At 68.8% G+C, this 24,526-nt stretch carries 17 protein-coding genes; 6 read left to right on the plus strand and 11 right to left on the minus strand.

Going from position 1 to position 24,526, the window contains the following annotated elements; genetic code table 11:
* The first annotated feature begins 9 nt into the window (after positions 1–9).
* Positions 10–1,806, plus strand: coding sequence for an ABC transporter ATP-binding protein (locus tag DSM100685_RS06865; protein WP_152350614.1), 1,797 nt, complete (start codon positions 10–12; stop codon positions 1,804–1,806).
* Positions 1,807–1,928: 122 nt separating this feature from the next.
* A complete protein-coding gene (locus DSM100685_RS06870; protein WP_152350615.1) occupies positions 1,929–3,161 on the plus strand; it encodes an amidohydrolase in 1,233 nt (410 codons plus the stop codon).
* 165 nt (positions 3,162–3,326) lie between these two features.
* On the opposite strand, the gene DSM100685_RS06875 is transcribed toward DSM100685_RS06870, so the two are convergent.
* The 7 genes from DSM100685_RS06875 to DSM100685_RS06905 all read right to left on the minus strand — a co-directional run bounded on the left by DSM100685_RS06875 (position 3,327) and on the right by DSM100685_RS06905 (position 12,711).
* On the minus strand, positions 3,327–4,907 hold the full coding sequence (locus tag DSM100685_RS06875) for an MFS transporter (protein WP_152350616.1): 1,581 nt from the start codon (positions 4,905–4,907) through the stop codon (positions 3,327–3,329).
* A 149-nt stretch (positions 4,908–5,056) separates the two neighbouring features.
* Positions 5,057–6,592, minus strand: coding sequence for an MFS transporter (locus tag DSM100685_RS06880; protein WP_152350617.1), 1,536 nt, complete (start codon positions 6,590–6,592; stop codon positions 5,057–5,059).
* A gap of 146 nt (positions 6,593–6,738) precedes the next feature.
* On the minus strand, positions 6,739–8,262 hold the full coding sequence (gene gtfA, locus DSM100685_RS06885; protein WP_152350618.1) for a sucrose phosphorylase: 1,524 nt from the start codon (positions 8,260–8,262) through the stop codon (positions 6,739–6,741).
* A 684-nt stretch (positions 8,263–8,946) separates the two neighbouring features.
* On the minus strand, positions 8,947–10,293 hold the full coding sequence (locus tag DSM100685_RS06890; RefSeq protein WP_152350619.1) for an Nramp family divalent metal transporter: 1,347 nt from the start codon (positions 10,291–10,293) through the stop codon (positions 8,947–8,949).
* 84 nt (positions 10,294–10,377) lie between these two features.
* The gene (locus tag DSM100685_RS06895) at positions 10,378–11,154 is read right to left on the minus strand and encodes an HNH endonuclease family protein (protein ID WP_152350620.1); all 777 of its coding nucleotides are present in this window, start codon (positions 11,152–11,154) and stop codon (positions 10,378–10,380) included.
* A gap of 68 nt (positions 11,155–11,222) precedes the next feature.
* Positions 11,223–12,092 (minus strand): aldo/keto reductase, encoded by an 870-nt coding sequence (locus DSM100685_RS06900; protein ID WP_152350621.1) that lies wholly within the window; start codon positions 12,090–12,092, stop codon positions 11,223–11,225.
* Positions 12,093–12,201: 109 nt separating this feature from the next.
* Positions 12,202–12,711 carry a hypothetical protein gene (locus DSM100685_RS06905; protein WP_152350622.1) on the minus strand — a complete coding sequence of 170 codons (510 nt, stop codon included), beginning with the start codon at positions 12,709–12,711 and terminating at the stop codon, positions 12,202–12,204.
* A 231-nt stretch (positions 12,712–12,942) separates the two neighbouring features.
* Here DSM100685_RS06905 and DSM100685_RS06910 point away from each other — a divergent pair, with 231 nt between their 5' ends.
* From DSM100685_RS06910 to DSM100685_RS06925, 4 genes are all read left to right on the plus strand, one after another.
* The gene (locus DSM100685_RS06910) at positions 12,943–13,530 is read left to right on the plus strand and encodes an MptD family putative ECF transporter S component (protein WP_152350623.1); all 588 of its coding nucleotides are present in this window, start codon (positions 12,943–12,945) and stop codon (positions 13,528–13,530) included.
* A gap of 28 nt (positions 13,531–13,558) precedes the next feature.
* Positions 13,559–14,281 (plus strand): energy-coupling factor transporter transmembrane component T, encoded by a 723-nt coding sequence (locus tag DSM100685_RS06915; protein ID WP_152350624.1) that lies wholly within the window; start codon positions 13,559–13,561, stop codon positions 14,279–14,281.
* A 167-nt stretch (positions 14,282–14,448) separates the two neighbouring features.
* Positions 14,449–16,068, plus strand: coding sequence for an ABC transporter ATP-binding protein (locus DSM100685_RS06920; protein WP_152350625.1), 1,620 nt, complete (start codon positions 14,449–14,451; stop codon positions 16,066–16,068).
* Positions 16,069–16,238: 170 nt separating this feature from the next.
* On the plus strand, positions 16,239–18,062 hold the full coding sequence (locus DSM100685_RS06925; protein ID WP_152350626.1) for an AMP-dependent synthetase/ligase: 1,824 nt from the start codon (positions 16,239–16,241) through the stop codon (positions 18,060–18,062).
* Here the strand turns inward: DSM100685_RS06925 and DSM100685_RS06930 are convergent.
* The 4 genes from DSM100685_RS06930 to DSM100685_RS06945 form a co-directional block, all read right to left on the minus strand.
* Positions 18,044–19,174, minus strand: coding sequence for an HTH domain-containing protein (locus DSM100685_RS06930; protein ID WP_152350627.1), 1,131 nt, complete (start codon positions 19,172–19,174; stop codon positions 18,044–18,046). The genes DSM100685_RS06925 and DSM100685_RS06930 overlap by 19 nt on opposite strands.
* Positions 19,171–20,070 (minus strand): class C sortase, encoded by a 900-nt coding sequence (locus DSM100685_RS06935; RefSeq protein WP_163201031.1) that lies wholly within the window; start codon positions 20,068–20,070, stop codon positions 19,171–19,173. Before DSM100685_RS06935 ends, DSM100685_RS06930 begins: the two co-directional genes overlap by 4 nt.
* A 67-nt stretch (positions 20,071–20,137) precedes the next feature.
* Entirely contained in the window at positions 20,138–21,862 is a 1,725-nt protein-coding gene (locus DSM100685_RS06940) for a SpaH/EbpB family LPXTG-anchored major pilin (protein WP_152350629.1), read from the minus strand.
* A gap of 111 nt (positions 21,863–21,973) precedes the next feature.
* Positions 21,974–24,412: a SpaA isopeptide-forming pilin-related protein gene (locus DSM100685_RS06945; protein ID WP_163201033.1), complete on the minus strand. Its 2,439-nt coding sequence runs from the start codon at positions 24,410–24,412 to the stop codon at positions 21,974–21,976.
* Positions 24,413–24,526: the final 114 nt, after the last annotated feature.

Raw genomic sequence — 24,526 nt, forward strand, 5'->3', positions numbered from 1 at the left:
GCGAAGACGATGACTGACGAAACCGTGAACGACAACGAAACCAACGACGTGGCGCTGAGCGTGCGCAACCTCAGGACCTACTTCTACCCGGACGACGGCACGGTCAAAAAGGCCGTGGACGACGTGAGCTTCGACGTGCGCCGCGGCCGCGTGTGCTGCCTGATCGGCGAATCGGGCTCCGGCAAGAGCGCCACCGCCATGTCGATCATCAACCTCGTGGACCGCCCGGGCAGGGTGGTCGGCGGCAGCGTGACGTTCGACGGCACGGACCTGCTCAAGTTGGACGCGAAGGCGCTGCGCAAGGTCCGCGGCGCGCGCATCGGCATGATCTTCCAGGAGCCGATGCACTCGCTCGACCCGGTCTTCACGATCGGCGAGCAGCTCATCGAGACGATCCGCGCGCATGCGGACGTGACGCGCGACGAGGCCGCCAAGCGCTCGGTCGAATGGCTCAGGCGCGTGGACCTGCCCAACCCCGAGGCGATCATGACCGCCTACCCGCACGAGCTGAGCGGCGGCATGCTGCAGCGCGCGATGATCGCCATCGCCCTGTGCTGCGGCCCGAAGCTGCTCATCGCCGACGAGCCGACCACCGCGCTCGACGTGACCGTGCAGGCCCAGATCCTCCGGCTTCTGGTCAGGCTCAAGGACGAGATCGGGCTGTCGATCCTGCTCATCACGCACGATCTGGGCGTGGTGGCGGAGACGGCGGACGACGTGCTGGTCATGTACGACGGGCACATCGTGGAGCGCGGCCCGGTGGAGGACATCTTCGACCGCCCGCGGCACCCGTACACCAAGGCGCTGCTGCTCACGCGCCCGATCATCGGCCGCAAGCTGCGCCGCCTGCCCACGCTGCACGAGGTGATGCGCGAGGTGGGCGACGGCGAAATCGCGCAGCCGCAGGACTGGTCGGCGCTGACCGCCGAGACGATCGAGCCGGCGGACGCGGACGGCGCTAACGGCGGCGGCACCGGCGGCGTTCCGGCCGATGCCGAGCCGATCCTCACCGTGCGGCACCTCAAGAAATACTTCGAGCGCGTGCACGGCTTCGGCAAGGGCGAGGGCAACGTGAAGAAGGCCGTGGACGACGTGAGCTTCGACGTGCGCCGCGGCGAGACCGTGGGCCTCGTGGGCGAATCCGGCTCCGGCAAGACCACGACAGGCCAGACGGTCCTACGCCTGCACGCCAAGACCTCCGGCGACGTGATCTTCGACGGCACGGACGTGTTCTCGCTGAGCAGCCGCAAACTCGCCAAGCTGCGCACGCGCATGCAGTACGTGTTCCAGGACCCGTACAGCGCGCTCAACCCGCGGCTCAAGGTCGGCTTCGCGATCGGCGAGGCGCTGCTGCACCACAAAATGGCCACCAAGCGCGACGTGATGGACAAGGTGGTGGAGACGCTGGAGCTGTGCGGCATGGACTCCTCCTGCGTGAACCGCTACCCGCACGAGTTCTCCGGCGGCCAGCGCCAGCGCATCGTGATCGCGCGCGCCATGGCCCTGCAGCCCGAGTTCGTGGTGGCGGACGAGCCGGTCTCCGCGCTCGACGTGTCGATTCAGGCGGAGATCATCAACCTGTTCAGCGAACTGCAGCGCAAGCGCAACGTGTCGTTTCTGTTCATCTCGCACGACCTGAGCGTGGTGGAGCACATCTGCTCGTCCATCCTCGTGATGCACAACGGGCGGATCGTGGAGCGCGGGTCCGTGGACGACGTGTTCAACCACCCTCAGGACGACTACACGAAGAGCCTGCTCGACTCCATCCCCGCCAGCAACCCGAGGTACCGCAAGATCGGGCGCTGAGCCGGCGCGGTCGTGTCTGCACAGACACGACCGCGTAGCCGCCCATAAGGAACGCGTATAGCCGCGCCGGCGAGCGGACGGGCCGCGGTGGGTAAGGTGTGGGACAGTCGAAAGGAATCGCCATGTCCAACACCGCATCCGCCGCGCCCGCCGCCTCCGCCGCCTATCCCGTCCCCGAAGGCCTCCAGTCGCAGCTCGAGGACCACTGCCGCTGGTTCCACCAGCATCCGGAACCGTCCTACGGGGAGGTCGCCACCACCGCACGCATCAGGGAGATCCTCACCGCGCACGGCATCGAGATCCTCGACACGGGTCTCAGGACCGGTCTCGTGGCGCGCATCGAGGGCACGGCGGACCCGTCGGCCGTTTCCGGCGCCGGCCATGTGGTGGCGGTGCGCGGCGACATCGACGGCCTGCCGATCACCGAGCAGACCGGCGTGCCGTACGCCTCGCTCAACGAGGGCTACCTGCACGGCTGCGGCCACGACTACAACCTCACCACGGCCCTCGGCGCGGCGCTCATCCTCGCCGCCCGCCGCGACTCGTTCGCCGGCACGGTCAAGGTGATCTTCCAGCCGGCCGAGGAGGTGGCCGCCACCAAGGAGGTGCCCACCGGCGCGGTCACGGTGATCAACACCGGCGCTTTGAAGGACGTGGAGGCGTTCTACGGCGTGCACGACACGAACGGCACCGAACCGGGCGTCTTCGTCATTCACCCCGGCCCGGACAGCGGCGCGGTGGACAAGTTCCGCATCACCATCAACGGCAAAGGCACGCACGCCGCGCATCCGAACGGCGGCGCCAACCCGATCCGCACGCTGGCCGCGCTCATCGACGGCATCCAGTCGATCGCCGGGCAGGACGTCGAGCCGTCGCACCCCCGCGTCGTCACGGTCACGCACGTCGAATCCGGCAAGACGTGGAACGTCATCGCCCCCACCGCGTTCCTCGAGGGCACCGCGCGCACCGCGTTCCCGGAGGACCGCGTGATCATCCACGACCGCTTCCAGGCGCTCGTCAACGGCCTCGGCGCCGCCTACGGCACCCCCATCGACTTCGAGTGGGAGTACGGCGCGCCCTCGGTCGTCAACGACGAGCACTGGTCGGCCCTCGCAGCGGACACCGCCACCGCGCTGGGACTCACGGTCACAGCCGGCGGGCAGGCGTCGCTCGGCGGCGAGGACTTCTCGTACTACCTGCAGGAGGCTCCGGGCGCGTTCATCCACATCGGCGTCGGCAACGCGGACCGTCCGATGCACGGCCCCACGTTCTTCCCGAAGCTCGACGCGCTGGCGGACGGCGCGAACCTGCTCGCCACCGTCGCCCAGCGCACCCTCGCCGAGCTCGGCGCCTAGCCGTCGCTTCCCCGTCCGCAGCGTTGCCGCTCACGCACTGGATTCGCTCAATCCCCACCCCGCGTTTGCGGCGGATTGAGCGAATCCAGTCTGTGAGCGGCGAAAATGCGGTCCAGCGCACCGGATTCGCTCAATCCGCGCTTTTCCGCTGGTCGGACGTCGGCCCTAGGCGTCGATCGCGCCCTTCACGCTCACGAGGAACGCCGCGGAGACCACCGCGAACGCCACGGCGGCGGCGAACAGCGCGGTGAAGGAGCCAGCGAAGCGCAGGATCACGCCCGCCGCCAGCGCGGAAACCACCACGCTCAGCGTGCCGGCGAGGTTCAGGGTGCCGAGCACACGGCCGGCCTCGCGCGGGTCGGGCAGCACGGCGGACACGAGCTCCTGGCCGACCGCGTTGAACAGGCCCAGACCGAACCCGGCGAACCCGGCGAACAGCAGCAGCCCGAGCACGGAGGCGGGCAGCACGATCGGCATGAGCGCGCCCACGGCCACGCACGCGGCGCCCGCCAGCGACGGACCCCACGCGCCGAACCGGTCGGCGATCGGCCCGGACGCCCACGCGGCCACGAGCGAGACGACCAGCGTCACCACGCCCATCCATGCGAGCAGCAGCGCGGAGGCGGCGTTGCGGTTCTCCCCCGCGACGCCGGACGTGCCGGCGAACACGCCGTACTTCGCCACGAAGAACGCCACCACGGTCACGCAGCCCACGGCGGTCATGAGGAACAGGCGCGACCAGAACACGCGGCGGAACCCCGGCACCTTGCCCTTGAGGCTCAGCGAGGCGAACGCGTCGTCCATGCTGCTCGGCAGACGCATTTCGACGCTCGAGCGCTCGCGCGGCCAAACCACCACGGCCACGATGCCCGCGAGCGCCAGCGCGGCGGCGCCCCACGTGAGGCCCTGATGGATGCGGTCGACGAACAGCACGCCCGCGAAGCCGCCGAGCATCTGCGCCACGGCGAGCGCGGTGCCGTACCAGGCGTCGGCGCTCGGACGGAACTTGTCGGGCACACGGTCGGCCATGACGCTCACGAACGGGCCGATGAGCATGCCGTAGCACGCCTGCACCACGCACCACAGGATCACCACGAGGCGCGGCAGGATCGTCGCGCCGCCGAGCGAGGCCAGACCCCACATGGCCAGTCCGGTCAGCAGGCCGCCGCCGACGATCCACATGGTGCGCCGGCCGAGCACGGAATGCGTGGCGTCGGACGTGGAAGCGAACACGGTCTGCGTGTAGAAGGAGATCACGGCGCCGAGCGCGCTCAGCAGGCACAGGGCGGATACGGCCGGCATCATGCCGAACCGGTCGAGCCACGCGGGCAGGAGCGTGCCGGTGGCGGCGGCCATCGGGACCGCGCACAGGATCGCGCCGGCCACGAAGCCGAGCTTGATGCGCAGCATCTGGCCCTTGGTCGGGCGGGTGCCGTCGGCGGCCACGACCGGGTCGCGCATGTCGAGGTACGCGGAGTCCGGGTCGGGCATGGCGGCGTCGATGGTGGCGGCGGCCACGGCGGGCGTCATCTCGGTGGCCATGCGCGTGGACTGCAGGCCGGACTGGTCGGCGGACGCGGTGGCCTTGTCCTGCGGCAGGCGGACGGCGAGGCGCGCGATGGCGGCCTTGTCCGCGGCGGACAGCACCTTGTCTGGGTCGGGCCTGTCGTCGATGCCGGGGCGCACGTACACGTCGCCGGGCATGACGAACTTGCGAGGCTGCTGATTTTGGGATGGTTCGGGCATGGTTGCGGTTCCTCTCTGTCAATCCCTCTTCCGCCCCACAGCTTAGAAAGCGATTTCGACAGCCCGCAACGCAAAGGGCCCCGCCGCGGCGAGGGAAACGCCACGGCGGGGGCCCGGTGGGGAAACAGGGAAACGGGAAACGGAGGGAACTACTTCACGTTCTTGATGCGCATGATCAGGAACGCGGCCACGAGCACGAGCACGATGGCGACCGGGAAGATCCACATGTAGTTCTGGCCGGAGATCACCACGACGATCGAGCCGAGCAGCGAGCCGAGCACGGTGCACAGCGTGTTCGCGAGGTTGAGGATGCCGAGGTCCTTGCCGGCCTCGTCCGGGTTCGGCAGGACGGACACGTTGAGCGCCTGATCGATCGCGTTGTACACGCCGTAGCCGAAGCCGGCGATCGCGGCGAACAGGTACATGCCCATGGCGCTCGGGATGATCCACGGCATGAGCACGCCCACCGCGTACAGGCAGCTGGCGATGGCGACCGGCACCTTGCGCATGCCGATCTTGTCCGTCAGCGGGCCGGCCACGAGCGCGGCCACGAGCGAGACGACGAGCGTGATGGTGGCCATGACGGCGATGATGTTCGCGGCCTCGTCCGCCAGCGCCTGGTCCTTGAGGCCGGAGCCGGCCAGCGTGTAGTACTTGACGATGTACAGCTGGTACATGACGATCATGTTGTAGCCGGCCATCATCATGGTGCGGCCGAACAGCGCGTAGTAGAAGTCGGGCGCGTTCTTGGGCGGGCGGAAGCTCATGAGCAGCATCTTGGCGCTGAACGGCTCGCGCGGCAGGTCCACGCTGGACTTCTCGCGCGGCCAGACGATCACGGTGACGATGCCGATGAAGCCGAACACGCAGGCGGCCATCATGAAGCCGGTGGACAGGCCGGCGGCCTTGATGACCTGCGCGCCCACGAGGGAGCCGAGCGTCTGGCCGCAGGCGATGCCGGCGCCATAGAAGCCGGAGATGGTGCCGCGGACCTTGTCCGGCACGCGGTCGGACATGGTGGCGACGAACGGGGCGAGCATGACGTTGTAGCCGAGCTGCATGCCGCACCAGGCGACCATGATCACCGCGTGGGAGTGGGTGGCGCCGAGCAGCAGCGCGCACAGGCCGGTGATGACGCCGCCGGCGATGATCCACGGGGTGCGGCGGCCGAAGCGCGAGCGGGTCAGGTCGGAGAAGGTGCCGAAGATCACGTTGGCGAGCAGGGCCACCACGGAGCCGGCCGCGTTCAGGGCGCCGATCATGGCGTCGCGGGAGGCCGGGTCGATCTGGTCGAGCAGCTCGGGCAGGATCAGCGAGCTCAGGGCGACCCACGGGATGGCGCAGGCCACGGCGGACAGGGTGAAGCCCACGCCAAGGCGGATGATCTCGGCCTTGGTCGGGCGGTGGCCGTCGGCGGAGACCATCGGGTCGCGCATGTCGTTGAACGCGGAGTTGAGGTCCGGCGCGGCGGAGTCCACGCTGGCCACGGCGGTGGCGAGGTTCGCGGCCTTCGCCTGCGCGGCGGCGACCGTGGCGTCCGCCGGGTCGGTCTCGATGGTCTTGGTCTCTCCGGGCTTCATGGCCAGCCGCTCGACGGCCTCCTTCTGCTCGGGCGTGAGCGCCTTGTCGTAGTCCGGGCGGTCGTCGATGCCCGGGCGCACGAACTTGTCGTTCTCTTCACTCATGGTGTGCTCTTTTCTCTTTGGTTGTTGACTGCGTTGTCGTTGTTGACTGCTTTGTCAAGTGCTGCGGGCCCGGGCGCATGCCGTGTCGCATGGCCCGGGCCGGCGGGGCGGCCTCCGCTTGTGGCTCCCCGCCCGGGACTCTGCGGTCAGGCCGCGACCGGGGGCTCGGCGAGCAGGTCGTGCGTCTCGTGGTCGCCGGCCGCGTCGTGCCACGCGAGGCTGGCGATCGGGGTCGCGTTGTCCACGCCGAGGCCGCGCGACGGTTCGAAGGTGAGCGCGGCGGAGGTGCCGGTGGCACCATTCTCCCAGCGGAACGTGATCGCCGCGCCGCCGTCGGCCACTTCGTAGGAGAAGTCGCCGTCGAACGCGTCGAGCTCGTTGCGGAACTTCGACAGGGCGTTCAGGGCCTTGACGACCGGACGGGCGAGGTTCTCGTCCACCTCGGCAGTCGAGTAGTAATGGCGGTTGATGTCGCGACCGTTGTTGGTGCGGCGCAGCAGCTCCATGTCGTTGGAGCCGGCGAGCGCGCCCACGTAGTAGACCTGCGGTACGCCCGGCAGGAAGAACTGCACGGCGCGGGCGGCCAGATAGTGCTGGTCGTTGCGGCCGAGCGCGGAGTAGTACGTGGAGTTGACCTGGTAGAGGTCGAGGTTGGACGCGGCGGCGCCGGTGGCGGCCTGCGACTCGCCGTTGGTGTTGGCGTGGATGGTCTTGACCAGGTTGTCCACGTCCTCGTCGGGGATGAGACCCTTGAGGCTGCGGTCGAGCTGGTCGGAGCCGATGTCGATCACGCCGATGCCGTCGTGCGTGTCAAGCACGGTGACCGCGTTGTTCGGGCGGATCTCGGTCCACTCGGCGAGGGGCTTGATGTTCCCGGAGAACACGGAGTGCAGGAGCAGCGGCGGCAGCGCGAAGTCGTACACGCGGTCCACCTTGGAGGCGATCTCCACCTGCTTCTTGTAGTACGAGTGCACCTCGATGAGGATCTCGAGGCCGCGCTTGACGCCCTCCTCCCTCAGGCGGGAGATGAGCTTGAAGGTCTTCGGCGTCATGAAGCAGCTGGTGCCGGCCTCCTTGGCGCCGTAGCCCACCGCGTCGAGGCGGATGTAGCTCACGTGGCTGGCGGCCATCTGGTCGAAGATGGACATGAGGTATTCCCAGCCCTTGTCGGAGTCGGTGTCGATGTCCACCTGCTGCGGGGTGAAGCTCACCCACACCAGACGGGTCTTGCCGGCGAACTTGTAGTGCGTGAACGGCAGGCCCGGACGCGGGCGGTAGATGCCGGCGAGGTCCTCCTCGGTGGCGCCGTTGGGGAACACGGAGCTCATGGTGAGGAACATCGGGTAGTACTCGGACTCCTCGCCCTTGGCGAGCACGTCCTGGAACTGCCTGGACTCCCAGCTCATGTGGTTGACGATCGCGTCGACCATGATGTCATGGGTGGAGCTCAGCTCGGCCACGTCGTCCCAGGAGCCCAGTCGCGGGTCCACCTTGGTGTGGTCGATCGGATCGAAGCCGGCGTCCGCGCCGTCGAACGGGGTGAAGAACGGCAGGATGTGGACGCCGTCGTACACGCCGTCGAAGCGGGTGCGCAGGATCTCGGTCATGGACTTGAGGGTGCCGTCGCCCAGACGGTCCGCGTAGGTGATGAGCTGGACCTTGTTCTTCATGGCATCTCCTTCATCGATGATGGGTGATTGCGGTTGGCGTTGACGTGTTGAGTTATGGCCCGACGCTGGTGTCGAACCGGTTCGATGCGCCGTACGGCCTTACGCCGCCCATCCTCGCGGACATGCGGCCGGATCGTGCTGCTGTGATTTCCTACTTCCCATCACACCATTGTGTGTCGAACCGGTTCGATAATACCGCGCACCGGCCCTTCCGCGCAACTGCGGCCCCCGGCGTGTCGCGCGACCGCCCAACGCCTTCGGCTCCCGCCACGCACCAAATCACCGCCGGGGCCCAGCCCGGTCCGCTCCGACGTTCCACCGCCGTTCCTCGCTGTCCCTCGATGTCCCTCGCTGTGTCTCAATCCGCCGCCATTTTCAACTTCGGATGCGAATCAGGACACGAAACCGCCGCCTTGCGTCTCAAACCGCATCCACTTTTCATTTCGGATGCGAATCGAGACACGGAACGGCCATCACACGTCCCGGATTGCATCCGGCTTCGTCAATGGATGCGATTTGGGACACCAATGTGCAATGTGCATGATGAATGAACCGCGGCACCGCAGCATCACAGCGCACAATACGCACCCATGGCACCGCAATCACCCCGCGCACGGTACCGCGAGCACCCCACGGCGGCGAAGATCACGCCCTCGCGGCACAGGTCCCGCCGCCGCACCGCAATCACGCCCGCCCGGTGAGCGTCAGGTACACCAGCAGCACGTTGAGCGCGATGATGAGCACCGCCACGGCGATGAAGATCACGTGCTTGACCATGCCGTCCGCATACTGCCCCATGAGCTTACGGTCGTGCGTGTAGCGCATGAGCGGGATGATGGCGAACGGGATGCCGATCGACAGGATCACCTGCCCGATCACCAGCGCCATCGTCGGGTTCGGCGCGAACCACAGCACCACGAGCGCCGGCACCAGCGTCACCACGCGGCACGCCCACATCGGCGCCTTGACGTGCAGCAGGCCGCGCATGATCTCCGCGCCCGCGTACGTGCCGACCGACGTGGACGACAGCGACGACGCCAGCAGGCCGATCGAGAAGATCACGCCGATCGTCGGGCCGAGCACCGCCACGATCGCGTGCTGCGCGCCCTCGATGGAATCCGTGCCGGCCATGCCGTACAGGCTGTTCGCGGCGATGAGCAGCAGCGACAGGTTCACCGTGCCGGCGAGCAGCAGCGCCCACACCACGTCGATCTTGGAACCGCGCAGCAGCTGGCGCACGCCCGGCTTCTTCTCGCCGCCCGCGTAGTGGTCGTTGACCAGCGTGGAATGCAGGTAGATGGCGTGCGGCATCACGGTCGCGCCCAGCATGGAGGAGGCCATGAGCACCGAATCCGTGCCGTTGAACCCCGGCACCAGACCGCCCAGCACGTCGCCCACGGACGGCGGCTGGATCACGAGGCCCGCGATGAAGCCGAACGTGATCACCAGCAGCAGCGAGATGACGATCTTCTCGAACACACGCTGCGTGCGGCCGCCCTCGAACATGAGCATCACCGTGGACACCGCGCCGATCACGCAGCCGCCGATGAACAGCGGCAGGCCGAACAGCAGGTTGAGCGCGATGGCGCCGCCGATCACCTCGGCCAGATCGGTCGCGATGGCGATCACTTCGGCCTGCATGAAGAACATGAACCGCCCGGCGTCGCTCATGCGCTCGCCGAGCAGCTGCGGCAGGGACTTGCCGGTCACGATGCCCAGCTTGGCCGACTGGTACTGGATGAGCACGCTCATGGCGTTGGCGAGCACGAGCACCCACACCAGCAGGAACCCGTAGCGCGCGCCGGACGTGATGTTCGCCGCCACGTTGCCCGGGTCCACGTACGCCACCGCCGCCACGAACGCCGGCCCCAGAATGCTGGCCAGCGCGTGGCCCTTGTTCTTCTTGCCCCTGCCGGCCTCCAGCGCATGACCGCGCTCCACGTCAATCTCGGAGGCGCGCCCCTTCACGCCCACGTCCACGCCCAACTGGGGGAACTGCTCGGTTTCCGTGTTGTTGTCTTCGTTCACCATGCCGATTACCGATCGCTTCCTTCTTGTCCGCCACAGTTGTACCGCAGGCGGGCGCCAAGCGTGTAACGGCGCGGGCGGCCCCGGCTACCGCACGGGCACGCCCTCGCCGGGGCAGTTGTGCAGCACGCCCTTCATGGCGCGCTTCTCCTCGCTGGTCACACTCAGCCCGTACTTCGCCTTGACGCCGATCTGCCGCGCCACGTACGGGCACTGGTACGCCCTGTTCTCCGGCAGCCACGCGTCCGCGGAGGCGGATCCCTTGTCCTCGTTGGCCGGCCCGTCCACGGCGAGCAGGTTGTACATGTCGTTGCCGAACTGGTAGCGCCGGGCCGTGTCCCACGTGCTCGCGCCCGACTTCCACGCGTTCTCCAGCGCCACCACGTGGTCGATCTGCACGGCCGTGCTGGTCTTCACCCCGCGCGTGAAGTGGATCGTCGCGCCGGTGTACGGGTCGTCGAGCACGCCGGTCTTCACCTTGCAGCCGCCGGCCTTGGTGTACGTCACGTCGGTCATGTCGCGCTTGAGCACGGCCTCGCGCACGTCGCACCCGTCGCCGTCGTCGTCGGTCTTGCGGAATCCGAACGCGTCGCGGTCGTACTGCGAGGCGGGCTTCGGGTTGTCCACCACGGCGAGCGTGTCCAGCGTGGTCGCGGCGTCGCCCACGGCCGTGTACGCGCCGGTGACCTCGCCCACGCCCGGGCTCACGCGCGGCAGCAGCACGCCGGCCGTCACGCCCGCGATCACCGCGGCCACGACGAGGATCAGCACGCGCTCCAGCGGCGACGACCCCCACGCGGCGCGGCGGTACCTCGCGTTGCGGCGCGGACGGCGGGATGGGCGGCGGTATCGTCGTCCTGTCATATCGGTCCTGTTGCTCCTGTTACGCCTTCCGATGGCTTCCGATGACGGTTCCCGACGACTGTTCCCGATCAGGCGTACGAGAAGGTCATCGGATCGTGGCCCATGCGCCCGTCGCCGTCCAGCGCGTCGATCGCGGCGTGCTCCTCGGCGGTGAGCGCGAAGTCGAACAGCTCGATGTTCTCGCGCTGGCGGGCCGCGTGCGTGGACTTGGGGATGATGATCGTGCCGTTCTCGACGTGCCAGCGCAGAATCACCTGCGCGGGGCTCTTGCCGTGCGCCTCGGCGATGCGCTCGATCGTGCCGTTTCCGGCCTCGAGGTCCTTGCCGCGGGCCATCGGCGAGTACGCCTCGACCGCGATGCCGTGCTCCTTGCAGTAGGCGACGGTCTCGCGCTGCTGCCACGTCGGGTGGATCTCCAGCTGGTCGACCGCCGGCCACGCGCCGGTCTCCTCGTGCAGGCGCTCCAGATGCTCCGGCAGGAAGTTGCACACGCCGAGGGCGCGGATGCGGCCCTCGTCGCGCAGCTTGGCCATGGCCTTCCAGCTCACGTCGCTGCGCCAGTCGAACGGGGTGGGCCAGTGGATCATGTACATGTCCACGTAGTCGAGGCGCAGGAGGCCGAGCTGGCGGTCGAACGCCCTGAGCGTGGAGTCGTAGCCCTGCTCGGAGTCGCGCAGTTTGGTCGTCATCCACAGGGACTTGCGCGCCTCGCCGGTCGTGAAGCCGGCCGCCTCGAGCGCGCGGCCCACGCCGGCCTCGTTGTTGTAGCCGGCCGCGCCGTCGATGTGGCGGTACCCGGCCGCGAGCGCCGATTCGACGACCGGCACCACGCCCTCGTCGTCGATGCGCAGCACGCCGAGGCCCACCTGCGGGATCCGGTTGCCGTCCGACAGTTCGATCATCGGCACCTGCGCCGCGGCCTTGTCCAGTTCGCTCATTGCGTCCCTTTCCTCGTCTTCCGTCAGTCTTTCGTCCGTCTTTTGCCCCGCTGCCGTTTCCCGCGCGTGGTCCACGCGTTGTCCACGCGGCGCCCGCGCGTTCCAGGCGTCAGCGGTAGTCCACGTCCCACGTGATGTTGCGCTCGTGCTTCATGAAGCACCACGCGGACACGCGGTCGGCGTCGGTGTCGCCCATGAGCGCGCGCACGGCGATCACGGTCTGCGCGCCGAACGGCAGGGCTTCGAAGTGCTCGTACGCGTTCCACCCGTCCACGGCCACCGCGCGGGAGTCGTGGTCGTCGGTGTAGCCGTAGCCGGCCGCGTTGGACCAGCCGAAAAAGCACAGGCCCCAGGCGTCGTGCTCGTCCAGCTCCTTTTCGAAGGCGTCGGCGGCGGCCACGTCGGCGTCGTTCGCGCCGTACTCGCGCGCGCGGGCGTCGGCCTGATCTCGCCAGTTCTCGGGCACGGACTGCGGGCGGGCGAACGTGCGCGGCAGGGCGTCCTCGTCCACGATGCGCATCGGCGTGCCGTTGGCGGCGCCGGAGAGCAGCAGGCCCAGCATGCGGGCGGGCGCGTTCGGCGGGATGTTCTTCAGCGCCTCGGACAGATGGTCGTTCATATGGTCCCCTTAGGTTCCCTGTTTCGTTCGCGGTTCCGCGTGCGATTATATGCCGAGCCACCGCCGAGGACGGGGCCGCCGGCTCCCTGCGCCCGCCGCCGCGCCAATCCGCGCATACCATAAAACATTTCCAAAAACAAGTAGTGACTTTTGCCGCGCACTGCCGTAAGGTGCGGTTTCAGTACGCCCTGAGAACGCCTTTCCGGGGCATGGCAAGGAATCGAGAAACACATGTCCAACGACAAACTCAACACACGAGACTACATCTACATCGGCGTCTACACGGTCCTCTACTTCGTGCTCATCTGCGTGGCGGCCATGATCGCGAACCTCATCCCCGGCGGCCAGCTGTTCATGGGCCTCGCCTGCGGCATCCTCGGCGGCGTGCCTTACATGCTCGTGCTCATGAAGTCCCGCCACTTCGGCGCGGTGACCATCGTCGGCGTCCTGCTCGCGCTCATCATGGGCGTCATCCACGGCAACTGGTACACCATCGTCACCGCCATCGTGGCCGGCGTGGCCGCTGACCTCATTGCCCGCGCGGGCGGCTACCGCAAGCTCGCCCTCAACGTGCTGTCCGCCGGCGTGTTCAACCTGTGGAACCTCGGCCTGTTCCTGCCGTTCTACATCGGACGCAACGACTACCTCGCCGCGCAGGCCGCCAAGAAGGGCGCCGAGTGGGCCGAGAACATGGCCAACCTCTTCCCCACGTGGATGCTGCCGGTGATCGTCGTCATGGGCGTGGTCGGCGGCTTCGCGGGCGCGTGGATCGCCAAGGTGCTCATGAAGAAGCACTTCCAGCGCGCCGGTCTGGTCTGAGCCCGAGCCCCATCCCGCCCGGAATCCCATGAACTTCTCCACCGCCAGCTACCGCGGCATCCTGCGGTTCGACCCGCGCACCAAGATCCTGTTCACGCTCACCGTGGGCGCGTTCTGCCTGACCATGCTCGGCGGGTCCGCCCCCGCGGCGTCCGCGGTCCGCGGCGCACTCACCGTGGTCTCCTTCCTGCTGCTCGCGGTGAGCGGCCGCCCCCGCGCGGCGCTGGTGTTTCTGGTCTGGCTGGGCGTCGCCTACGCGGCGGCGGAGTGGCTGCTGCCCCACGTGGGCGGCTTCCTCGGCTGGTTCATCTACGCGACGCTGGGCATGACCACGCAGACGCTGCCCAGCGCCATCGCCTCCTACTGGCTGCTGTTCACCACCACGGCCGGCGAGCTCATCGCCGCCCTGCAGCGCGCCCGGGTGCCGCAGGCGGTCACCATCCCGCTGGCCGTCATGTTCCGCTTCTTCCCCACCGTGGTGGGCGAGGCCCGGCAGATCAACGACGCCATGCGCATGCGCGGCGTGCATCTGGGCGGCGGCAAGGCGTCCGAGATGTTCGAGTACCGCGTGGTGCCCATGGTCACGAACTCGGTGAAGATCGCCGACGAGCTCAGCCAGGCGGCCCTGACGCGCGGCCTCGGCGCGGCCCCCACGCGCACCAGCATCGCGCGCATCGGCTTCGGATGGCAGGACTGGCTGCTCGCCGCCGGCTGCGCGGCCTGTTTCGCGGCCCTTGCGCTGCCTTGGTGATCGCCGATGGCGATTTCTGACCGCGCCCGCCATGTAACCGGCATTGATCGCCGCGCCGGAACGGCCATTTCCGGGCTTTCGCACTTGCCCACGCCGGTGCGGCACGGCCTTTGCCGAGCGCGTTAGGTCAGAAATCGAATCCCTCCCGCATGAAAGGGTTTTCACGGATGATTCACTTCGATCAGGTGACGTTTGAATACGCCGGGGACGCGCACACCGGCGTCTACGACCTCAACGGCGAGATCAAATCCGGCGAGACGCTGCTGCTGTGCGGCGATTCGGGCTGCGGAAAGACCACGGTCACGCGACTGATCAACGGACTCGCCCCGCACTACTTCGACGGCACGCTCACCGGGCACGTCGCCGTGGCCGGGCTCGACACCGCCTCCGCACCGGGCGGCCTCGCCGCGATCGCCCGCCATGTGGGCTCGGTGTTCCAGAACCCGAAGAGCCAGTTCTTCACCCTGGACGTGACCGGCGAGCTGGCCTTCGCCTGCGAGAACTTCCAGATGCCTCCGGACGAGATCCGCACGCGCATCGCCTCGGTGGCCGCGGACTTCCACATGGAGGACCTGCTCGACCGCCCGATCACCAACCTGTCCGGCGGGCAGAAGCAGAAGGTGGCCTGCGCGTCGGTGTCCACGGCCGGCCCGGACGTGCTCGTGCTCGACGAGCCGAGCAGCAACCTCGACGCGCGGGCCATCGCGGACCTGCGCGCGATCATCGCCCTGTGGAAACGGCAGGGCAAGACCGTGGTGATCGCCGAGCACCGCCTCTACTGGCTCGACGGGCTCATCGACCGCGCATGGTACCTGCGCCACGGCCGGCTCGAGCGCGAGATGACCGGGGACGAGCTGCGCGGCCTGTCCGACGCCGAGCGGCGCGAACTCGGTCTGCGCCCCGTCCGCGCGGAGCAGATCGTGGGCACGGTCTCCGCCGCCGATTCCGCCGCCGATTCCGCGTTTGGCTCCGCGCCGGAGACCGCGCGATCCTATGCCGTCGACCATTTCTCCTACACCTACCGCCGCGCCAAGCAGCCCACGCTGGACGTGCCGCACGCGCTGCTGCCCGCCGGCCGCGTCACGGCGGTCACCGGCTTCAACGGCGCCGGCAAGTCCACGTTCGTCCGCTGCCTGCAGGGGCTCGACCGCCGCTGCAAGGGCACGCTGGCGCCGCCAGCCATGCCGCCGTCGGGCGCGGCTTCCGCAACGGCCGCGACGCCCGGCACCGACGCCAAACCGGTCAAGCCCGCCAAGCCCCTCGACCGCAAGGCCCGCCTCAACGCCTGCTTCACCGTGCTGCAGGACGTCAACTGCGAGCTGTTCACCGAATCGGTGCTCGACGAGGTGCTGCTCGCCATGCCGGAACGCGACGGTTCAGGCGATGAGCCGACCGGCCCCGCGGCCCGCGAGACGAAGGCGCGAAGCATCCTCGCCGACCTCGACCTCGCCGAGGTGGCCGACCGCCATCCGCTGTCCCTGTCCGGCGGACAGAAGCAGCGCGTGGCCATCGCCGCCGCGTTGGCGTCCGGGCGCGACATCGTGATCTTCGACGAGCCGACCAGCGGCCTCGACATGCGCCACATGCGCGAGGTGGCCGGCCTGCTGCGCAGCCTCGCCGCCTCCGGCCGCACGGTGGTCGTGGTGACGCACGACCCCGAGTTCGCGCTTGCGGCGGCGGACGGCGTGCTCGCCATCGACCGTGGCAGGGTCACGGGCTCCTACGCGTTCGACGCCGCCGGCGCCCGCCGCCTCGCCGCGTTCCTCACCGCCAAGGTGACCGCCTGACCGCGCGGGCGCCGGACTCCCGTACGCGGCCGGACGCGACCCCGGCGCCGTCCGACCAAACACGGCAAACCATTTTTGTAGGTTTCCACAAATCCGCGCCCGCCCGCGTTTGCCTACCATGGCGATATTGGATAGCCATATACGGCCCCGTGAATCGAAGGATGACAGGCATGCTGCAGGAATACACCACCCCGGGCGAATCGATCGTCGTGCGCGATGACGAATCGCTGTTCTCACTGCTCACCGAGCGCATCGCGCGCACCGGCGAGGACACGGTCATCGCCAGCCGCAAGACCGGTCCGGGCAGCTGGGCCACGATCACCAGCGGCGAGTTCCTCAAGCTCGTGCGCGCGGCCGCGAAGGGCTTCATGGCGTTCGGCATCGGCAAGGGCGACGCGGTGACGATCTTCTCCCCCACCCGCTGGGAGTGGGGCGTGCTCGACTTCGCGCTGGCGGCGATCGGCGCGGTCAGCGTGCCGATCTACGACACGGACTCCGCCGAGCAGGCCAAGCGCATCCTCGTCGATTCCGACGTCAAGCTGGCCATCGCGGACAACGAGACGCGCTTCCACCGCCTGTACACGGTGATGGACGCGTGCCCGGCCCTGCGCCGCATCCTCATGCTCGACAACAACGCCATGGGCGCGCTGCAGGGGCTCGGCGCCTCGATCACCGACGAGGAGCTGGACGGGCGCATCGCCTCGGTGAGGGCCGACGATCTGGCGACCATCGTCTACACGTCCGGTTCGACCGGCGCACCCAAGGGCGCGGAGCTCACGCACCGCAACTTCCTGTCCATCGTGCGCGCCGCGACCGACTGCCTGCACGAGATGGTCGCTGACGACCACCCGCGCCTGCTGCTGTTCCTGCCGCTGGCCCACTGCTTCGCCCGGTTCATCCAGTACGTGTCGATCGGCACCGACGACGGCGTGGTCGGCTACCTTCCGGACACCCGTTCGCTGCTGCCCGACCTGCGCTCCTTCCAGCCGACGTACCTGCTGGGCGTGCCGCGCGTGTTCGAGAAGGTCTACAACGCGGCCTCCCGCAAGGCCGGCAACGGCATGAAGGGCCGACTGTTCCTCAAGGCCGCCGAGGCCGCGCGCGACTGGTCGCGCACCCAGCAGGCCGGCGAGAAGCCGACCGCCAGGCAGATCAGCGAGCACGCGATGTACGAGGCGCTGGTCTACCGCACGGTGCGTGGCGCGCTCGGCCCGAAGATCCGCTACGTGGCCTGCGGCGGCGCCCCGCTGTCCGAGGATCTGGCGCACTTCTTCAACGGCATCGGCCTGCCGATGATCCAGGGCTACGGCATGACGGAAACCGCCGCCCCGTTCGCGGCCACCCGCGTCACCGACAACGTGATCGGCACCGTGGGCCAGCCTGCTCCCGGTTCGTCCGTGCGCATCGCGGACGACGGCGAGCTGGAGGTCAAGGGACCGAACGTGTTCCGCGGCTACCACAACCTGCCGGCCAAGACCGCCGAGGCGTTCACCGCCGACGGCTGGCTGAAGACCGGCGACCTCGCCACGATCGACGACGAGGGCCGCATCGCCATCACCGGCCGCAAGAAGGACATCATCATCACGGCCGGCGGCAAGAACGTCTCGCCGATCCCGCTCGAGGAGGAGATCGGCAAGTGCCCGATCGTCGAGCACGCCGTGGTGGTGGGCGACGCCCGCCCGTTCATCGGCGCGCTCGTCACGCTCGATCCGGAAGGGCTGGCCGCATGGCTGCCCACGCGCCGGCTGCCCGCGGACATGCCGATCGCCGAGGCCGCCGTGAACGACGAGGTGCGCGCCGAGATCCAAACCTACGTGGACAAAGCCAACGCGACGGTGTCCCGCGCCGAGTCCGTGCGCAAGTTCGTGGTGCTGGACGAGCAGTTCACGCAGGACAACCGCTGCCTGACCCCGTCGCTCAAGGTGGTGCGCCCGGCCGTCAACCGCGTGTTCGCCGACGTGATCGACAAGGATCTCTACGAGGGCAAGCGCTGAGACAGTGCCTCGCCGCATTCGAGCGCATCGAGCCGGCGTTCGAGCTCCTCGATGCGCGCCCGATAGCGCAGCAGCACCGCCTCCACGGAATACCGGTGGCACACGCTGCTCGGCATGTACGGCGCCGGCATGGGCGTGAAGCCCTTGGAGCGATCGGCGCCACGGCACTCGTGGGAACCGCCGCAACCGTCCGAATCGCCGGCGCCGTCCATTCCGCCGCCGACCTCGGTCTCGGAAACCGCTCCGAACACCTGCCCGACCGTATCTTCCGCGTCGCCGGCCGATTCGTCGTCCGCGATGGCATTGCCCGCGTTATCGTCGGCAATGCCATACAGCGCGCCGCGCTCCTCCGCATCCCCATCCATCGAATTTGCAACGCCGTATGCCGCGCCGATGGCTCCGCCCGTTCCGCGCACTTCGGCCTCGTCGTCCGCGCCGGCAACCATGCCGCCGTCCGCGCCGACATCCGCGTCCGCCGCCGAATCCACGGCACCGAAAACGTTGCTGGTACGCAGCTCGCGGGCATCCGTCGCACCGTTCTCATCGGTCACGCCGTTGTCACCCGCCGCGCCGTCCGCATCCAGCGTCCCGACGACGCCGGCATGGGACGCCGCCGCACTCGTTCCGCCGCCGTCATTCACGTCACCGCCGTCATTCGCGCCGGCGTCCCCAACGAACCGGGCCACCCGAGTTCCCGCGCCGCACGCGTACGCGTATCCGCGTCGGGCGAGAACGCGAGGCGAACGATCGCCCGCAACGGCACTGTCGGCGATACCGCATTGATCGGCACCGCAGCCGGCAACGCCACGGTCGCCGATGGCGCAATCGGCGGCGCCCCGCCCGTTCCTCCGCGCTCCGGCCGGCCTGTCCTCAGGCACGTCCCCGCCGCGCATCCACCGTTCGGCGCACCGTTCGATGCGTTTGGCGCCGATGATCTGCGGTCCCAGACCGGCCGCCTCGAACACCGCCCGCGGCGATTCGCCGGCGTTCACGCGTCTGCGGAACTCGTTGCGGAACGTGTTGGTGTAGTAGATGCGCGACGGCGAAACCATTCTGACCGCCGGAATGCGCCGGAGCAGCATCATCTGCTCCTCGTCGAATGCGTTGTTCATGATTTGTTCTCCTTGTGTGTATATGTCCGTGTATGCGTCCTTGCATGAATCCGCGAACGGGTGCGCGCGGCGCCAATCGCCAAGGCCGACAGCAGGACCGTGATCCCGCCCGCAATCCATGCCATGTACGGAATCCGGCCATCACCCGTCGGCGCCGTCGCCGCGTCCACGGCGTCGCCGTCGCCGACCCGCTCACCGGTGATCACCAGCCGGTGCGTGTTGACCCCGTACGGCGTGCACGTCACCAGCGTCACCAGATCGCGGCCGGGCTCAATGCCCAAACCGGCGATTTCCCGCGGCTCCACCGTGCGCACACTCGTCACGCGGTAGGTCAGGGAGCGTTCCAGCACGGTGACCGAGAATTGGTCCCCCACCGCAAGCTCGTCCAGCCGCGTGAACAGTTCGGCCGACGGCAGACCGCGATGACCGGTCAGGATGGCGTGCGAGCCGTCGCCGCCGACCGGCAGCGAGGAGCGCCGCAAATGCCCGACGCCCTTCGCCAGTGTCTCCTCGCCGGTGCCGTGGTAGATCGGCAGCAGCAGCCCGATGCGCGGTATGGTCACATACCCCATCGCGCCATCGCCGGCCACATTGAGCAGCGCGTCATAGTCGGGGGAAGCCGTGCCGGGGACAGGTGCGGAGGCATCCGGCACCGGCACGCGGCCATTGGCGAGCGCCCGGTTGTACCGGTCCGCCGCCTCCCATTGCCGTTGCAGCGCCGCCGCGTCCAGTTGCGACACGGCGGCGCGGTAACCGACGATGGCCGCGGCGTGCGCCCGGTTGGCCAGCATGTTCGCCGCCGCCGGGTACAGGCACACGCCGAGTCCAGCCACAATGAGCAGCACTGCGACCGCGGCGACACCCGGGTTCCGACGCCTTGCCGCATGCTTTGCCATGCGCCTTGCCGCCATGATCGTTCATCCCCTCCTTTCCGCCTGCGTCGCCGCAATCGTCCGCCGCCCGTTACCGCCGCCGCGCACGCCGCCCGACGCGCGTCGCCATGAGCACGGCCCCGCCGGCGATCAGCAGCGCGCCGACCACGCCGAAGACGACCGTGCCCACGCCGCCGGTCTGCGGCAGCCCGCCCTTGAAGTTGGCGACCGTGCCGAACGCATAGCCGGGGTTGGCGTCCTCCTGGCCGGTGACGTTGCCGGTGTATTCGCCCAGTCCGTCTTCGGTTTTGCCCGTGTCGGCGATGGTGAAGGCGATCGGCGTGGAGTTCAGCACGTACCCCTCCGGCGCCTTGGTCTCGCGCAGCGCGTAGTCGCCCTGATCGAGTCCCGCGATGTTGAGCCGTCCCGGATTGGCCGCGTCCGTCGCCACGTGCAGGGATTGCGCGAAGCCCTCCGTCTTCCCGGCCTCGGGCAGCCGGTACAGTCCGCGCGCCTCGTCCACGGCGACCACCCGCAGCGTGGCGCCGTCGGCATCGAGAAGTTCGAATTCGGCGCCGGTGAGCGGATGGTTGTCGGAGCCGGTTTTGAGGATGGCGAGGCCGTAGGCGTAGACGACCACGTCGTCGCGTTCGGTGCGGTGGTCGTCCTGCGCGTACGGGTTGGTGGAGTACTGGAGCCTGACCTCGTTGCGGTTGCCGCCGGGGCCGACCACGGCGTTCCGGTTCACCACGGCGGTGTAGCGCACGTGGATGCTCCGGTATCCGGCGACCGCGGCGTACCGTTCCGCGCTCATGTCGACGAGGAAGCTGACCGCGTGGCCGTCCAAGTCCTTGGCGTCGGACGTGACGAGGTCGTAGGCGGTCCCGGCGACGAGCGGCGTCTCCTCCACCCCGGCGTTGACGCCGCTCACGGTGATCGAGTCGGCGTTGAGCGTCAGTCCCGGGTCCAGCGCATCCGCGAGGACGAACCGCCTGTTGACGGCGTTGGCGGGAAACACCGGCACGTCGGCGCGCAGGTCGAAAGACACGGTCTCCCCGATGCCCGCCGAATCGGAGCCGGTGCCGTTGGCGCCCTTGCCGCTCACATGCCCGGGAACGGTTTCGTTGACGGACTTGTCCACGCCGGGCAGGGCGCGTTTCGACGCGATGGAGACCGGGTCGATGCGCCACGAGCCGTCGTGGAAGGCGGGAATCACGTTCGCCATCACCGCCCGGTACACGTAGGCGCCGCCGGTGACGTGGATCAGGTAGCCGCCCATGGGCAGGTCGAACCGTGCGGACGCTTCCTCGCCCGCGACGACGGTGGCCGTGACCGTCACGGTGTCGGCCGGCGTGGCCTTCCGCAGGACGACGGCTGCGGACAGGGCGTCCGTGAACGCCGCGATGTCCGTCGCGGGCGCGCGATCCGCGGACGAGCCCGACGCGACAACCGTGTCGGACGGCAGGTCCGCGAATTGGTCGGTGACGGCGCCGTCATCGCCGATGTACTGCGGATAGTGCTCCGTCACCCATGCCCGCACGCCCTCGGACCAGACGTACTGCGGGTTCGACGGCCGGTCCGCCGCGTAGTCGTACCGCACGTCGAGCACCTGGTACGCGGTGGCCGTCGTGCCGGCTTCGACGTTGCCGATGGTGACCTCGCCGGTGTCCTCCCGCCCGATGGCCATGGCGGGTGCCGCGCCCGATCCGACCGCCGCCAGCAGACCGGCCAATGCGGCCAATGCGGTGAGCGCGGCGCCGATGCCGCCTGCAAGCGACTTGAACCGAGTCCTCAATGTGGTGTGTTGCGTTGTCATGGTTGTCTCCTTCTCAAGACCATGCGATGAAATGTTCGATGCGTTTGCGTCGTGCGTGCGGCCGCCCCACAACTGCGTGGATATCCCCCCGACGGCCGCCGCGCGGCATGCTTAATGGCGTTTGCCTGCGGACCTCCTTACCGTTTTTCCGGTTGCGATGGACAGCGCGACCGTGCCGGCCAGCAGCAGCGAACCTCCCGCCGTCACAGGCAGGACGACGCCGATGCCGCCGGTCATGGGCAGTTCCCCGCCGGGCCGGTCGTGGTTGGTGAACGCGATGGCGTCGCCGCCGACCGTGATTGTCCCCTGCGCGCCGGTGCCGGACGCCGCTTCCCGGCCGTTCACCAGCACCGTGGCGTTGAGACCGTGCGTGACGCCCGAGCCGTCGGCGTTCTCGCGCTCGGTGACGCGGATTTCCACCTGATGCACCGTGCGGTCGTACTCGACGTTCGGATCGTCGCCGCGCGTCTCGCTCACGGCGTAGCGGAACGTGGCCACGCCGTCCCGGTCCTTCGCCTTGCGGTAGACGTCCCAGGTGATCGCCGGCAGACGCCATTGGGCCAGACCGTCGGCGTCGACCGGGCTCGACGTGCCGTCGGCCGGTGCCGGCGCGCCGTCCTGCGGCTCCATGGACAAGGTGAACCGACCCGCTTCGATCGGCAGGTCGCCGTCGCGTCCGGTGAAGTGCTTGCGCGCCTGCACGGTCACGTCGATGGGCCGCGCCCGGTCGGTCTGCTCGTGGCGCCCGTCCGTGTACCGGTTGAGTTCCAGACTGGCGTCGTCGTGGTAGACGACCGTGGTGTTCACGGTGTAGTAGTCGTCGTCGCGCGTCATGCCGGAGGAGGCGATGACGTCGTTGATCTGCCGTTGCGCGGCGTCCACGGCGGCCAGCCCCTCGCCGGCGTGCACGGTCGCCGCATCGGCGCGGTTTCCGGCGACGACCGTGCTGCGGGACACCAGCGGCTTCCACGCGTTCCCCGCGCCGTCCACGTGCAGGCTCACCGGCGAACCCCCGTTGCGGATGAACACGTCCGCGCCGCCGTAGTCCGCTGCACGCCGGAGAGTGGCCGCCTCGGATCCGTCATGGGCGCGCATGGTCATGGCCTCGCCGGAATGCACGTAGTCGATGCCGAAGTCCTCGGTGGGCGCCGGCGTGGTGGAGGCGTCGGTCCAGCGGTCCGCGACGGCGGTGACCTCGTCCTTGGTCACGGTCGCGCTGTCGCCCTCGCCGCCGTCCGTACCTGCGGACACGGCATTGGCGCTGGATTTCACGGTGACGGGGACCGGCGCGGAGGCCGTTTCATAGCCGTCCGGAGCCGCGACCTCCACGAGCTCGTAGCGCACGCCCTCGGGGCTGGCGGGCAGATTGCGGGCGGTGAAGGTGCCGTCCCCGCCGGTCGTCAGCCGCAGCACGCCGTCCGCGTCCGCCCGGTCCGCGGTGTCCAGCGCGCCGGCGTCGTCGTAAATGGCGGCATTGTTCGCACCCCTGACATATCGGCCCTGCGCATCCCTGAGCACGTAGACGGCGCCGGCGAGGCCCTGTTCGGGGTTGGAGGCGCTGGTCTTGCGGAACGAGAAGTCGCCGAGCACCGTGGCGGAGGCGGTGTGCCTGACCGTGCTGAGGAAGTCGACGCGGAGCCCGTAGAAGTAGCTGAGCGACACCGCGTCCAGCGCGCCGTTGCGGTCCGTGTGGCGCACCGCGTAGGTGTATTGCGCCATGTTCATGACCTCGCCGTCCTTGGCGTCATGGCCAAAGCCGGTGACGGTCCATGCGGCGGCGTCCTTGGACACCGTGGCCCCGGTGGTCGTGTTGAAGCTCAGATCCTCGCCGCCGAATTCGGTCCGGTCCAGAATCGGCTTGACGGGCAGTTCCCCGCCGCCGTCCCGCACCGCCTTGACCGCGGCGGCGTCATCGGTGAGCTGGAGGATACCGGCCTCCACGCGGATGGTTTTGGGCTGACCGGCGCCGGAGCGGACGTAGGTCACGCCAGTGTGGTGGTAGTACTCCTGATTGGGATTGATAATCGCATTACGAGTTGTCGAGAAATTCTTCTCATACAACTTACTTGGCAGGATATGAAAAACGTTGCCGACTATGTTCAGGTTCGGAATTTTCGTCTCAACCCCCACTTCCGGCATCGCCAACACTTCCAGCCCCAGCCCGCGCGCATTGACCTCGTACACCCCGCTCAGGTACTGCACGCCGTTGAGCAGCCGGATCGGCGGCAGACCGCTGCCCGCGTACGCCTTGCCCAAGTCCCACGCGGGCCAGCCCTTGTCGCTGGTCTTGCCGTCGCCGCGGATCGACGCCAACACCTGCGCGGTCGTCTTCGCGGACAGGTTGGCGCCCGGGAATTCACGCCGCACCTCGGCGGTCATGAGCGCGCGCAGGGTGGAATCCGGCACCATCGCGCGCATGTCGCTTTCCCACGAAGCGGGCAGCACCGTGCCCGCCGCCCCGGCGTCACGCGTCGCGCCGAAGGCCTGATCGGCAAGCCCGATGCCCGCCGCCAGCATGCCGAACAGCACGGCGACCATCGCGACGCGCATCCCCGCCTCGCGCAGCACGGCGCCCGCAAACGCGCGGGACTCACGCAGCAGCGCGCGCCAAACGTCCGGCCGCGCGCCTTCCCCGCAGCGTCCCGGCGAACGTCCATGCCCCGG

The organism is Bifidobacterium avesanii (assembly GCF_009299475.1).
In the GTDB taxonomy this organism is placed as follows: Bacteria; Actinomycetota; Actinomycetes; order Actinomycetales; family Bifidobacteriaceae; genus Bifidobacterium; species Bifidobacterium avesanii.